Consider the following 13,129-nt stretch of genomic DNA (forward strand, 5'->3'; position numbering starts at 1 on the left):
GTCTGCGGGCATGACCGAGCCGACGCTCCCTCAGCTCCAGCCCATGCCCGACGACTGGCAGCGCGCCCTGGCCGTCGTGGCGCACCCGGACGACCTCGAATACGGCTGCTCGGCGGCGATCGCCGCCTGGACCGACGTCGGCCGTGAGGTGACGTACGTGCTGGCCACCCGCGGCGAGGCGGGCATCGACACGCTGGAGCCCGGGCAGTGCGGCCCGCTGCGGGAACGGGAGCAGCGGGCGAGCGCGGCGGTCGTCGGGGTGACGGAGGTGGAGTTCCTCGACCACCGCGACGGTGTCATCGAGTACGGCACCACTCTGCGCCGGGACATCGCCGCCGCCATCCGCCGACACCGGCCCGAGTTGGTGATCACCCTCAACCATCGGGACACCTGGGGTGGCGTCGCCTGGAACACCCCGGACCATGTCGCCGTGGGCCGGGCCACGCTCGACGCGGCGGGCGACGCGGGCAACCGGTGGATCTTCCCGGAGCTGGTCGCACAGGGCTTGCAGCCGTGGAACGGCGTCCGCTGGGTCGCGGTCGCCGGCTCCAGCAGCCCGACCCACGCCGTGGACGCCACGCCCGGCCTGGAGCGCGCGGCGCACTCCCTGCTGGAACACCGGACGTACATCGAGGTGCTGACGGAGGAGGACCCGGAGACCTACGTGCGGGACTTCCTGACCGGATACGCCGAGAAGACGGGGGAGCGGTTCGGAGGGCGGCCGGCGGTGGCGTTCGAGCTGTTCACCCGCTAGGCGAGAACGGGGTCGCCTGGCCGGTCATTAGGCTGTCGGTATGCACGATCGTCCCGGCGACCTCACCGACCTGCGCGGAGACTGCGCGAACTGCTTCGGCCTGTGCTGCGTGGCGCTGCCCTTCACCGCCTCGGCCGACTTCGCGTTCGACAAGGACGCCGGGAAGCCCTGCCCCAACCTGCGGGGCGACCATCGCTGCGGCATCCACGCCGAGCTGCGGCAGAAGGGCTTCACCGGCTGCACGGTCTACGACTGCTTCGGCGCCGGGCAGCGTGTCTCGCAGGTCACCTTCGCCGGGCAGGACTGGCGTACCGCCTCCCGGGAGCACGCCCGGCTGATGGCCGAGGTGTTCCCCGTCGTACGGCAGCTGCACGAGCTGCTCCGGTACCTCACCGAGGCGCTCGCCCTGCCCGCCGCCCGTCCGATCCACGCCGATCTGCGCGGCGCCCTGGACGACACCGAGCGGCTGGCCCGGCAGACTGCGCAGGAACTCGCCGCGCTGGACGTGGGCGCCCACCGGCAGCAGGTCAACGTCCTGCTCCTGAAGACCAGCGAGCTGGTCCGGGCCGGGACCCGAGGCCGGAAGAAGGACCGCCGGGGCGCGGACCTGATGGGGGCCCGGCTCGAAGGCGCCGATCTGCGTGGCGCGAACCTGCGCGGCGCCTGTCTCATCGCCGCCGACCTGACCGGCGCGGATCTGCGCGGTGCCGACATGATCGGCGCGGACCTGCGCGGCGCCGACCTCACGGACGCCGACCTGACCGGGGCGTTCTTCCTGACGCAGCCTCAGGTCAACGCGGCCCGGGGTTCGGCGGGTACCGAGGTGCCGCGGTCCGTGTCCCGGCCCGCGCACTGGACGCCCCTTCGCTGAAGCACAGGAAACCGGCGGGTACCCGCTGGTTGGCGTGCGCCTGGATCTTCGATAGGTTAGGTGAGCCTTACCTAATAAGGAGGAACTGGGATGGGTGACAGCCAAGCCTGGACGGCCGCGCCCGCCGCGGCGGAACGGGCCCGGTCGGTGCTCGCCGGCTCGTGGTCCTGCGCGGTGACCGCGGAGGGCGTGCGCGAGGAGCTCGTCGGCGCGCACACCGTGGAGGAGGACGGCCGGATCGTCCTGCACGTGCCGGAGGACAGCGCCCTGCTCGCGGCCACCATCTGCGCTCCCCGGGGTGAGCCGTCGGCCGTCCTGGAGTTCGCCGACGTGGCACCCGTCCCGATGCGCAACCGCATCCGCGCCCGGCTCTGGCTGGCCGGCTGGTTCAGCATCGAGGAGGGCCACCTCGCCTTCGAGGCCACCCGGGTGGTGCTGCGCCAGCCGTCCGGTGCCGTGGTGATCGACCTCGACGAGTTCGCCGCCGCCGCGCCCGACCCGCTGGCCGGCGCCGAGGCCCGGCTGCTGACGCACCTGGCCGAGGCCCACCCCGACGCGGTCGAGAGGCTCACCCGGCTGGTCGAGCCGGGCAGCCTGCACGGCGTGGTGCGCGTCCAGCCGCTCGCCGTCGACCGGCACGGACTGACGCTGCGCATCGAGCGCCGCCGCGCCCACGGCGACGTACGGCTGCCCTTCCACATGCCCGCCGACGGGCTCGCGCAGCTCACCGAACGCATGCATGTGCTGCTCGCGCAGGCGAGCGCGGCCTCCTGCCCCCGCCCGCTACAGCGGCAGCGCACAGACGGCGACGGGTGAGGCGAACGGCTCACCGGCGAGCCGCAGGCCGCCGCTCGCGCCGTCCACGTGGAAGACGCTGACACTGCCGGACCGCTGGTTCGCCGCGAACAGCAGCCGCCCGTCGGGCGAGAAGGCGATCTGCCGGGGGAAGTCGCCCGCGACCGCGACCGTGCCGAGCAGCCGCAGCCGGGCACCGTCGCCCTCCACCGCGTAGCGGGCCAGGCTGTTGTGGCCCCGGTTGGCCAGGAACGCGTAGGCGCCGTCGGCGGTCACCAGGATCTGCGCCGGGTAGTTGGTGCCCCCGCCGGTCCCGGTGGGCTGGGGCTCGCCGATCGTCAGGCGCCCTGTCGGCGGGTCGTAGGCGCAGACGGCGACCGTGTTGTCGACCTCGTTGGCCAGGTAGGCGTACCGGCCGCCGGGGTGGAAGGTGAGGTGGCGCGGACCCGCCCCCGGCCGGGTGTGCGCCTGCCCGACCTCGCGCAGCGTGCCCTTTCGCTGGTCCAGGAGGTAGCTGTGGACGGTGTCGGTGCCGAGGTCGACGGCGAGGACGTGACGGCCGTCCGGGCTCGTGACGACCTGGTGGGCGTGCGGGCCGTCCTGACCGGGCCCCGGCGCCGGAGTGGAGTGTGTGACCAGGTCGGTGCGCTCGCCCAGTGCGCCCGAGGACTCGATCGGGTGCACTGCGACGCTGCCGGAGGTGTAGTTGGCGCTGAGCAGCCAGCGTCCGCTCGGATGCACGGACAGATGGCAGGGGGCCGCGCCTCCCGTGCCGCGGCTCCCGAGGACCTTGCGGTCGGCCGGCCGCACGGCGGTCACGGCACCGTCCTCCCGCTCGTTCACCGCGTACAGCGTGCGGCCGTCCGGGTGCACCGCCAGATACGACGGGTCGGTCACGCCGGTGAGCGTGCCGGTCCCGGTGATGCGGCCCGTCGCCGGGTCGTAGGTCGCCAGGCCGATGCCCGTGCCGCCGCCCTCGACAGAGGTGTAGGTGCCGACGTAGAGCGGGCGGGGGCCGGACGGCCTGCCCGCGGCGGTCGGTGAACCGCGCTCGGCGGGAGCCTCGGGTGTCCTGGTGGCGGGCGGTGTCCCGCAGGCGGCCGAGGCCGGCAACGCCGCCCCCGCGACGGCCCCGACGAAGCGCCGCCTGCTCCAGCCGCCGCCCGCCCGCGCGTCCTCGCTCATCTCCGCACCTCAGCTCGTCGCCCGCACCAGGACTCGTCGGTGGTCCCGGGCGTGACAGCCACCTTCGCGCGGATCACCTGCCAAGTGCAAGAACGGCAACAGGCGTTGCGCAAGACGCAACAGGCGTACGGACCGGTACGGCAGAACGTGCGTCCCGGTCTCCGGCAGGCGCGGCGTACGGATGAACCGCACGGTCCCGTGGCTTCCTCACCAAGAACGCCCGCCCGCCCCGGTGCGGTCCCGCCACAGCCGCTCCTGCACGCCCAGGCGCTCGCGCAGCCGGGTCAGCCGCGGCATGCGCTCGCGCTGCTCCCGGGTGTGGCGGTCCAGCTCCTCCAGGAGCCGGCGCGAGCGGTGCTCGGTGTCGAGTTCGTCGAGGATGCGGTTGACCTCGGTGAGGACGGCGCCGTACAGCTGCCACTCGTGGCTGTCCCGCCGGACCTCCTCCAGCAGCATCTGGGCCAGCTTGTCGCGGGTGGCCGCGGCCGTCTGGAGCTCGGCGGCCAGCCGGTCCTCGGCCGACTCGGCGCTCGCGCTGACGCTGGTGGTGACCAGCACGGAGAAGCTCACCACCGCGTCGCCGATCTCGGACAGCAACTTCTCCACGACGGATCCGGTCTCCCCCTCGAAGAGGGTCTCCGGGTCCCGCGCCTTCGCCAGATCCGTGAGGCTGCGCGTCAGGACCCGCAGCACCACGGTGCAGATCTCCAGGGTGTCCAGACCCGTGCGCAGGACCACCCGGTTCAGCAGCCCCTCGCGCACCCGTGGATTGAACCGCAGACTGTCCTCGGCCTGCCGCAGCGCCGCGTCGACCTGCACGATGTCGTGGTCGAGCCGGCGTGCCTCGTGCAGGCGCTCCGCCGCGTACTCGACGGGGGTGCGGCCGCCGGCCTCCTCGCCGACCCGCAGCATCAGCTGCCGCATGCGGCGGGCCAGCCCCTCGATCGACGCGCCTGCCTCGCCCACCCACACCGGCGGCGCGATCAGGAGATTGCAGGACAGGCCGACGACCGCGCCGATCAGCGTCTCCACGATCCGCGCCCAGGCGGTGTCCCCGACGGTGGTGACACCGAGCACCAGCATCGCGCTGATCGCCACCTCGGGCACGTACTCGTGGACCCGGACGAGATGCCCGACGGCCAGCGCCGCCAGGATCACCAGCGCGAGGCTCCACCAGGTCAGGCCCACCAGCAGACTGAAGGCGATCGCGACGAGCACGCCGGCCACCACGGAGTTCACGCGGCGGACGCCGTTGGTGAGCGTGGCGTAGAGGGTCACCTGGACGACCAGCAGGGCCGTCAGCGGCGCGGTGAGGGGTGCGGCCTCGGGGCTCAGGCGCAGCGCGATCACGTACGCCACGGTCGCCGCGACCGTCGACCGCATGGTCTGGACGACCACGGGGTCCCGCTGCCATTTCCTCAGGCGCGCGCGGTACACCGACCAGTCTCGTTCAACTCGCATCCCTTGGCCTGTTCCCCGTCACCTGGGGCACCGAACGTCTCGCCAGTATCGAGCGGCTCAGGGGGGAGCGGCTCGTGGAGGCGAGCAATGAGGGATTTTCCTCAAATGCCGCCGCCTCAGGCGGTCAGCCTGTCCAGGAAGGCGAACAGGTTGCCCGTCATACGGGCGATCTGCTCCTCCGGCGTCAGGCTCTCCTCGAAGCGCGCCCCGGACTCCGAGATCTTCTTGCCGCGGACGTAGAGGGAGCAGGCGAGGTCGGCGCACATGTAGACGCCGGCGGAGTTGCCCTCGCGGCCCGCCGCGCCCGCCTTGCGGGCCGTCATCAGGGCGACGCCGCCCCGCGGGTGGCCGGTCAGGCAGAGGGAGCACAGGCTGCGGTGCAGATAGCCGCGCCGCGGGGGCGGGAAGCGCAGGGTGACGCCGGTGAGCCGCCCGTCCCGTTCGGCCACGAGGTAGCTGCGGTCGGGCGCCCCGGGATCCCGCCAGCCCAGGAAGTCCAGATCGTCCCAGGGCCGGTCGGTGAGGTCACGGGGCACGGCCAGCCGCTTGGCCTCTCCTCTGGTGCAGTTGATGAAGGAGTTGCGGATGTCCTGCTCGGTGAGCGGCTGCATGGGAGTGCCTCCTGAGGGTGCCGGGCACGGCTGCCGAGGTCGTGCTGGAAACCTAGGGGTTCTAGGTTTTTGCCTAGGTTAGATAGATAGTTCTCGTGGAGCTTATTTTCGTTACCAGGATGCGGGCCTCGACCGGGGCGGCCCGCCCCCGGTGTGCGGGACGCGTTCCGTACGCTGTACCGGGCGCGCACCCCCGGCGCCGACATCGGTCACCGATCTCCGTCCCGCTTAGCTCATACCCTGAATTAAGGGTTGGAGTAATATCCCCTGGGTGGCCCGGCCGGTGGTGTCGCCGGTCGGGCAGGGGTCGGAAGGAGCCACATGGCGGGGCGGAACGGGCGCACGGTGCGTGACCTCAGGCGAGCCAACCGGACGGCCGTGCTGCAACGGCTGTACTTCGACGGACCGCTCAGCCGTTTCGAGCTGGGCCCGGCGACCGGCCTGAGCTCGGGATCGGTCAGCAACGTCGTCGCCGACCTGGTCACCGACGGCCTGGTCGAGGAGGCCGGCAGCGTGGACTCCGACGGCGGCCGCCCGCGCACGCTGCTGCGGGTGGCGCCGGGCAGCGGCCACATGATCGGCGTCGACGTCGGCGAGACCCGGGTGCGCATCGAGCTCTTCGACCTCACCCTCACCGAACTCGCCCGTGCCGAACGGCCGCTGGAGCACCAGCGGTACGACGTCGAGGTGATCGTCGGCCACATCCGCGACGGCATCACGGAGGTGCTCGCCGCCGCCGACGTGGCTCCCGAGCAGCTGCTCGGCGTGGGGATCGGCGTCCCCGGCATCGTCGAACGCACTCCGGACCGGGGCGCCGTCGTGCACGGCCAGACGATCGGCTGGGACGCGGTGCCGCTGGAGGCGCTGCTCCGCTCCACCTCCCGCCTGCCCGAGAGCGCCGCTTACTTCATCGACAACGGCGCCAAGACGCTCGGCCAGGCCGAGATGTGGTTCGGCGGCGGACGCGGCGCCCACAACGCCGTCGTCGTCCTGTTCGGCTCCGGCGTCGGCGCGTGCCTCGTCACCCACGAGGTGGACCACGGACGGGCCGTCGAGTGGGGCCATCTGACGGTACGGGTCAGGGGTCGCCGCTGCCGCTGCGGTGCGGTCGGCTGCCTGGAGGCCTACGCGGGCGCCGAGTCGCTCCTCGAACGCTGGCGCGAGGAGGGCGGGCAGCCGCCCGAGGGCACCGACGAGGAGACCGCGCTCACCGCGATGCTGGCCGCCGCGTACCCGCCCGAGGGCGCCGCCGACCCCGTGGCGCTGGCCGTGCTGGAGGAGACCGCCGAGTACCTCGGCGCCGGCCTGTCCGACCTGATCAACCTGTTCCAGCCGGAGCGGATCCTCATCGGCGGCTGGGCGGGCCTCCAGCTCGGCGCCGGGTTCCTTCCCGCCGTACGCCGTCACGCGGTGGCGTACGCCCTGCGGTATCCGGCCGAGAAGGTCACGATTGAGCTGGGCCGGCTCGGGCCCGACGCGGTCACCGTCGGCGCGGCGATCCTGCCGTTGGCCGACTTCTTCGCCCGCGGCGGCCGCCGCCCCGAGCCCGTGCCCGAGGGGCCGCCGCCGGCCTGGCGCGCGGTACTGGAGGAGCGGGCGCCGCACTGACCGCGCGACGTGCACGACGTGCGGTTTCGCCCGCCGTTCCCGGAGGTACTCGCGGGTGCTCCGGACCCCCGAAGGGAGTACGTCGTGACCGATCACCGCCACCAGGAGCCGGGCCGTAGCCCCGACCCCGTACCGCGTGACCTGCCCGACCAGCAGGCAGTGACGGACGAGGAGGACCCCCTGGAGGTGTCCTCGGCCGAGAAGGACCGCGCTGACGAGGACGCCGAGAGCGCCGCCGCGGGCGGCGAGGAGGACGAGGGCGCCGCCGACGTGCCCGACACGGACGAGGCGGGCACGGGCAGGCGGGCGCCGCGGTCCGCCACGGTCCATCCCGAACACCCGGTGCCGGACGAGTCACCGGACTGACGGAGCCGGGGCGCGGCCCTTTCAGGGACGGGCGGCGGAGCGTGCCGGGTGTTTCAGCCCACCTTCCGCCCCCGCATCGGCTCCGTCCGCGCTCCCGCACCCTCCTGGAGCCCGTGCAGGAACTCCTCGATCACCTCGGGTGCCGTGCGCGTCGGCCCCCAGCCCAGCTCCGTGCGGGCGCGTGTGCAGTCCATCAACGGCAGCCGCAGGACGGCGTCGAAGAGGTGCGGGGAGGCGGGCAGCAGATGCAGCCCCCACGCGGCGGCGATCGCCGAGCGGGCCGCGGTCCGGGGCAGCCGTACCGGGCGGCTGCCCAGCAACTCGGCCAGGAGCGCGGCGTCGACCGGCGGGTCGGCCGCGAGGTTGAAGGCGCCCCGCACGTCCGAGCCCACCGCCTGCTGGTACGCCCTCGCCGCGTCGTCGGTGTGCAGCGCCTGCACCCGCAGTCCCGGGATGTCCGGCAGGAACGGCAGCAGCTCGGGACGCGCCAGCGGCCCCGGCAGGAACTTGCCGGCGAAGATCCGCCGCTGCTCGCTCGCCGACTCCCGCTTGAACAGGAACGCGGGCCGCATCCGCACCACCCGCACCCCGGGGTGGTCCCGCTCGAAGGTGTCCAGGGTGCGTTCCAGATAGGCCTTCTCCCGGCAGTACGCGGCGTCCGGCCAGCCGTGCGTCGGCCAGGACTCGTCCACGGCGTGGTCCTTGGGCCCCGGCGAGTACGCGCCCACCGAGGAGGCGTGGACGAGGGTGGGCACGCCGGCGGAGGCGGCCGCGTCGAACACCCGGATGCTGCCCAGCACATTGGTGCGCCAGGTGCGCGCGGGATCGTGCGTCGGCTGGAAGGCCCAGGCCAGATGGATCACGGCGTCGGCGCCGAGGAACTCCTTGACGAGATCGGCTTGTTCCGAGGCCACGTCGACCGCCGCCCAGTCCGTCTTCGGCGGCGCCCACGCGGGAAGCCGGCGCGCCAGGCCCCGTACCGAGCCGACCTGCGGATCCTCGGACAGGAGTCGCACGACGCTGGTACCCACGTTGCCGGTGGCGCCCGTGACCACGATCCTGCTGCCCGCTTCGATGCTCACGTCGCTCTCCTCTCGGGCATGCCCCCGCGGTGGAGCGCTCCGAGTACCCGGCCGCGGCGGCCCGCACGCGCACCGGAGGGCGCGAGAGGGAAAAGAGAAAGCCCCGACCGGACGGGGGATTCCGGTCGGGGCGGTCTGTGGGTGGGCACGGATGGCGGTCGCCTCTCGGCGAAAGGCTCCACAGGGCTTCAGCCGAACGATCGTCCCTGGGGGCAAAAGGTGAGGCCCGGGGACACTGTCCCATCCGCACCCACGTGTGGTTCAACGGGCAACCGCCCCCCGGTGTTCCACCACGCCCCCCACGATGGGCGTGACCTCCGTCACCTGGGCATCCCGCCGCTCAGCTCCGGAAGAGAGGCGAGCAGATGCGCGGGATCGTCGTAGACGGCGTCCGCCCCGGCCTCCTCCAGGTCGGCCCGCGGAATCCCGCCGCACAGCACGCCCACGCACCGCACCCCGGCCCGGCTGCCGGCCCGCATGTCCCACACGGTGTCGCCGATGAACACCGCCCGCTCGGCGGGCACACCGGCGAGTTCCAGCGCCTGCTCGACCGGCTCCGGCGAGGGCTTGCCCTCCGCCACGTCGTCGGCGCTCGTCGTCGCGGTGATCGCCTCGTCGGCGTCGATCGCGCGGCGCAGCGCGGTCAGTTCCGCGCCGCCCGCCGAGGTCGCGAGCACCACGGCCCAGCCGTCCCGGTGCAGCCGGCGCAGCAGCAGGCCGGCGTCGGCCAGCGCGGGCAGCCGGTCGAAGTACTGCCCGTAGAGGACCTTGTGGGCGGTGCTCAGCTCCTCGTCCTGACCTTTGTCCCGGTCGTCGCCGAGCAGATGCGCGATCAGGTCCGAGGAACCCAGGCCCACCGCCCGGTGGATGGCGTGCGTCGGGATCCGATGACCCGCCTGCCGGAAGGCCTCCCACCAGGTCACGACATGCAGGTGATTGGTGTCGACGAGCGTCCCGTCGACGTCGAACACGGCGGCGCGGTCCATGGTGGTCTGTCCGCTCCCTTCCTCACCGGCGTGCGTCGGCACGCGTCGGTCCTGGTCGTCGATCCCTCACGGCCGCCCGAGTACCACCCGCGCGGCCCGATAAGCAGGCAGCCGTCCGGTGAGCAGGGACGGGGCCCGGTGAGCAATGGGGGCGGCCTCATCCCACCCCGGCCGGCACCCGTCCCTCCCGCGTCCAGGCCAGCAGTTCACCGGCCGACCAGGTGGTCACGACGCGCTCCGCCGGTACGCCGCACTCCTCGGCCCGGGAGCAGCCCATGACCTGCCAGTCCAGCTGCCCCGGCGCGTGCGCGTCGGTGTCGATCGAGAAGAGCACGCCGGCCGCCACTGCCCGGCGCAGCAGCCGGCGGGGTGGGTCGAGCCGTTCGGGGCGGCTGTTGATCTCCAACGCCGTGCCGGACTCGGCGCACGCGGCGAACACCTCGTCCGCGTCGAACTCCGACTCCGGCCGCCCCCGCCCGGTCACCAGCCGCCCGGTGCAGTGCCCGAGGACGTCGGCGTGCGGATCGCGGACGGCCCGCACCATGCGGCGGGTCATGGCGCGCGCGTCCATGCGCAGCTTCGAGTGCACGGACACCACCACGACGTCCAGCCGCGCGAGCAGCTCCGGGTCCTGGTCGAGCGAGCCGTCGTCCAGGATGTCGCACTCGATGCCGGTGAGCAGGCGGAACGGCGCCCAGGTCTCGTTGAGGGCGGCCACCACGTCCAGCTGCTCGCGCAGCCGCTCGGCCGACAGCCCGCGCGCCACGGTCAGTCTGGGGGAGTGGTCGGTCAGCGCGGTCCACTCGTGGCCGAGCGCCGCGGCGGTCCGGCCCATCTCGTCGATCGGGCTGCCGCCGTCCGACCAGTCGGAGTGCACATGGCAGTCCCCGCGCAGCCGCGCCAGCAAGGCCTCACCGCCCTGTACGGGCCGAGCCCGCCCGGCCTCGTCCTCCAGCTGCGCCAGATACCCCGGCACCTGCCCGGCCAACGCCTCCCGCACCACCTGCGCGGTCTTCGGGCCGATGCCCTTGAGTGACTCCAGCGACCCCGCCGTCACCCGCGCCCGCAGCTCCTCCTCGGGCAGCTCGGTCACCACGCGGGCGGCGGTGCGGAAGGCGCGCACGCGGTACGTCGGCGCCAGCGACCGCTCCAGCAGGAAGGCGATCCGGCCCAGGGCCTCGACGGGATCCATCGCCACCTCCTCCGGGTCACCCTCCAGCGTTCCCCAGCCCCACGGGGGCCGCCACCGGCCGGCCACCGCACAACGGTCGCGATGGCCGGATCCGCTCTACGCTCTATGTCATGACCGAAATCGCGAGCCCCTACATCTCCCATCCGCGGATCATGGTGCTCGGCGTCCAGCCCGGCAGCCCACCGTTTCGCATCGTGGAGATCGACGGTGAAGTGGTCGGTGCGGCGCGCGCCGTCACCGACGTCCTGGAGACTGCCGCCGCCTTCGGTATCACGGTCCACGACCTGGACGACCCGGACGTGGTCCGCTGGGTCGGCGGCGACAAGTTCCACTGGACCCCGCGCTAGGGCCAGTCCCGCGGATCATGCCGCCGGCGCGGGGTTCGCAGGGCCCGCCTCAGCCGACGGTCCACTTCTGGTTGGCCGCGCCGGTGCAGGTCCAGATCTGCAGCCGGGTGCCGTTGGCCGAGTTGTTGCCGCTGACGTCGAGGCACTTGTCGGCCTGCGGATTGACGATGTCGCGTGCCGCGGTGACGACCCATCTCTGGGCGGCCGAGCCGTTACAGTCCCACAGCTGGACGAGTGAGCCGTCCGCAGTGCCGCCGCTCGCGACGTCCAGGCACTTGCCGAGGGCACGGATCGTGCCGTCGCCGCCCACCGACCACGTCTGGGCGGCGGTGCCGTTGCAGTCGTAGAGCTGGACGGGGGTGCCGTTGGCGGAGCTCGCCCCGGCGACGTCCACGCACTTTCCGGCCAGGCCCCGGATTCCGCCGCCCGTCGGGGAGTCGCTCGTGGACACCGTCACGTGGTCCACCACCAGCTGCTGCGGGAAGACCGTGGAGCCGTTCGGGTCGCCCGGCCAGTAGCCGCCGACCGCGAGGTTGAGGATCAGGAAGAACGGCTTGTTGAACACCCAGGACCGCCCGCCCAGGTCGGCGGGGGTGCGGCGCTGGTACACGTTGCCGTCCACGGACCAGGTGATGGAGTCGGGCGCCCAGTCGACGGCGAAGGTGTGGAAGCCGTCCGCGAAGGCCTGCCCGTTCGGCAGGGAGTACGCCGCGCCTATGCCGCCCGAACCGGAATAGCCGGGGCCGTGGATCGTGCCGTGCACGGTCGAGGGCTCGAAGCCGACGTTCTCCATGATGTCGATCTCGCCCGAGTCCGGCCAGTTGACCGGGGTGCCGAGCATCCAGAACGCCGGCCACATGCCCTGCCCGCGCGGGAGCTTCATCCGGGCCTCGACGTGCCCGTACTGCGCGGTGAACTTCCCGGCGGTGTTGAGCCGGGCCGAGGTGTACTCGCAACGCCCGTACCAGCATTGGTAGTTCGCCGGGTTCTCACGCTTGGCGGTGATCACCAGATGGCCCTGGCCGTCGAGCGCGGCGTTGTTGGTGCCGGCCGTGTAGTACTGCCGCTCGTGGTTGTTGACGTTGTCGCCGGTCTCGATCTGCCACCTTGAGGAGTTGACGCCCGCACCGGCGGGACCGTCGAAGGTGTCGGAGAACGTCACCGCCTGGACGCCGGCCGGTTCCGCCTGGGCGGCGGGCGCGGCGACGGCGGCGGAGGCGACCAGTACGGCGGACAGCGCGCCGAGCAGGCATCTGCGGAACAGTCGTGGGGAAGCCACGGCCTTCCCTTCCGGCGGCGCCCCGCGCACGGGAGCGCCGACTGAGGTGGGGGGTGAAGGATTCCCCTTGATTTAAGAGATGAGGTAAGGGCGCGTCAATACCTTGGCCCAGACCAGGACTTGAGCCCCTCAGCGCCGCGCGTGCACCGCCCGTCCGAGGCGGCGCCCCACCAGCAGGTACCCGGCCAGCGCGCCCGCCGTGTTGAGGATGACGTCGTCGATGTCGAAGGCGCGGCCCGTGATCATCGCCCCCTGGACCAGCTCCACCGCCAGCATCACGACCGCGGTGAGCAGCAGCACCCGGACGATCCCCCGGGCCCGCGGCGCGAGCACCGGCACCAGCACCCCGAAGGGCACCCCGAGCAGCAGGTTGCCGCCGATCTGCTTCACCGCGTCGCGCAGTTGCGGCTGGTCCAGATAGGCCTGCAGGGAGTCGCCGGGACGCAGGTTGGTGTGCGTCAGCGCCTCCGACGCCGGGGAGGGTTGCAGGGTCAGCTTGGCCAGCACCACGGCGAAGGCGACCATGAAGGCGAAGGCACAGGTCATCGCCACCGCCCGGCCGATCACCGCGAGCAGCGGGCGCCGCGGCTTC

At 72.9% G+C, this 13,129-nt stretch carries 14 protein-coding genes; 6 read left to right on the top strand and 8 right to left on the bottom strand.

Annotated elements, in window-relative coordinates; genetic code table 11:
* Positions 1 to 10 precede the first annotated feature (10 nt).
* From ACFV6X_RS16630 to ACFV6X_RS16640, 3 genes are all read left to right on the top strand, one after another.
* Positions 11 to 754, top strand: a complete 744-nt coding sequence (locus tag ACFV6X_RS16630) for a PIG-L deacetylase family protein (protein WP_385383634.1) — start codon at positions 11 to 13, stop codon at positions 752 to 754.
* 40 nt (positions 755 to 794) lie between these two features.
* Positions 795 to 1,625: a pentapeptide repeat-containing protein gene (locus ACFV6X_RS16635; protein ID WP_385383636.1), complete on the top strand. Its 831-nt coding sequence runs from the start codon at positions 795 to 797 to the stop codon at positions 1,623 to 1,625.
* Between the two features lie 90 nt (positions 1,626 to 1,715).
* Positions 1,716 to 2,441, top strand: coding sequence for a DUF2470 domain-containing protein (locus ACFV6X_RS16640; RefSeq protein ID WP_385383640.1), 726 nt, complete (start codon positions 1,716 to 1,718; stop codon positions 2,439 to 2,441).
* On the opposite strand, the gene ACFV6X_RS16645 is transcribed toward ACFV6X_RS16640, so the two are convergent.
* From ACFV6X_RS16645 to ACFV6X_RS16655, 3 genes are all read right to left on the bottom strand, one after another.
* Complete coding sequence (locus ACFV6X_RS16645; protein ID WP_385383643.1) at positions 2,409 to 3,605, bottom strand: lactonase family protein; 1,197 nt, start codon at positions 3,603 to 3,605, stop codon at positions 2,409 to 2,411. The genes ACFV6X_RS16640 and ACFV6X_RS16645 overlap by 33 nt on opposite strands.
* A 207-nt stretch (positions 3,606 to 3,812) precedes the next feature.
* Complete coding sequence (locus ACFV6X_RS16650) at positions 3,813 to 5,066, bottom strand: aromatic acid exporter family protein (RefSeq protein ID WP_385383646.1); 1,254 nt, start codon at positions 5,064 to 5,066, stop codon at positions 3,813 to 3,815.
* Positions 5,067 to 5,182: 116 nt separating this feature from the next.
* Positions 5,183 to 5,677, bottom strand: a complete 495-nt coding sequence (locus ACFV6X_RS16655) for an FBP domain-containing protein (protein WP_385383649.1) — start codon at positions 5,675 to 5,677, stop codon at positions 5,183 to 5,185.
* Positions 5,678 to 5,998: 321 nt separating this feature from the next.
* On the opposite strand from ACFV6X_RS16655, the gene ACFV6X_RS16660 reads away from it, so the two are divergent.
* Together ACFV6X_RS16660 and ACFV6X_RS16665 are read left to right on the top strand one after the other, a co-directional pair.
* Positions 5,999 to 7,285, top strand: coding sequence for an ROK family protein (locus tag ACFV6X_RS16660; protein WP_385383652.1), 1,287 nt, complete (start codon positions 5,999 to 6,001; stop codon positions 7,283 to 7,285).
* 84 nt (positions 7,286 to 7,369) lie between these two features.
* The gene (locus ACFV6X_RS16665) at positions 7,370 to 7,651 is read left to right on the top strand and encodes a hypothetical protein (RefSeq protein ID WP_385383655.1); all 282 of its coding nucleotides are present in this window, start codon (positions 7,370 to 7,372) and stop codon (positions 7,649 to 7,651) included.
* 53 nt (positions 7,652 to 7,704) lie between these two features.
* Here ACFV6X_RS16665 and ACFV6X_RS16670 read toward each other — a convergent pair whose 3' ends face one another.
* From ACFV6X_RS16670 to ACFV6X_RS16680, 3 genes are all read right to left on the bottom strand, one after another.
* The gene (locus ACFV6X_RS16670) at positions 7,705 to 8,733 is read right to left on the bottom strand and encodes an SDR family oxidoreductase (RefSeq protein WP_385383658.1); all 1,029 of its coding nucleotides are present in this window, start codon (positions 8,731 to 8,733) and stop codon (positions 7,705 to 7,707) included.
* A 320-nt stretch (positions 8,734 to 9,053) separates the two neighbouring features.
* On the bottom strand, positions 9,054 to 9,719 hold the full coding sequence (locus ACFV6X_RS16675; protein WP_385383814.1) for an HAD family hydrolase: 666 nt from the start codon (positions 9,717 to 9,719) through the stop codon (positions 9,054 to 9,056).
* Between the two features lie 157 nt (positions 9,720 to 9,876).
* Positions 9,877 to 10,911, bottom strand: a complete 1,035-nt coding sequence (locus tag ACFV6X_RS16680) for a PHP domain-containing protein (RefSeq protein WP_385383661.1) — start codon at positions 10,909 to 10,911, stop codon at positions 9,877 to 9,879.
* 110 nt (positions 10,912 to 11,021) lie between these two features.
* Here ACFV6X_RS16680 and ACFV6X_RS16685 point away from each other — a divergent pair, with 110 nt between their 5' ends.
* Positions 11,022 to 11,258, top strand: a complete 237-nt coding sequence (locus ACFV6X_RS16685) for a hypothetical protein (RefSeq protein WP_385383663.1) — start codon at positions 11,022 to 11,024, stop codon at positions 11,256 to 11,258.
* Positions 11,259 to 11,307: 49 nt separating this feature from the next.
* On the opposite strand, the gene ACFV6X_RS16690 is transcribed toward ACFV6X_RS16685, so the two are convergent.
* Positions 11,308 to 12,537, bottom strand: a complete 1,230-nt coding sequence (locus ACFV6X_RS16690; protein ID WP_365454474.1) for a ricin-type beta-trefoil lectin domain protein — start codon at positions 12,535 to 12,537, stop codon at positions 11,308 to 11,310.
* Positions 12,538 to 12,666: 129 nt separating this feature from the next.
* Positions 12,667 to 13,113 carry a VanZ family protein gene (locus tag ACFV6X_RS16695; RefSeq protein ID WP_385383817.1) on the bottom strand — a complete coding sequence of 149 codons (447 nt, stop codon included), beginning with the start codon at positions 13,111 to 13,113 and terminating at the stop codon, positions 12,667 to 12,669.
* Between the last annotated feature and the right edge of the window lie 16 nt (positions 13,114 to 13,129).

It is taken from the genome of Streptomyces sp. NPDC059861 (genome assembly GCF_042731435.1).
Lineage (GTDB): Bacteria > Actinomycetota > Actinomycetes > Streptomycetales > Streptomycetaceae > Streptomyces.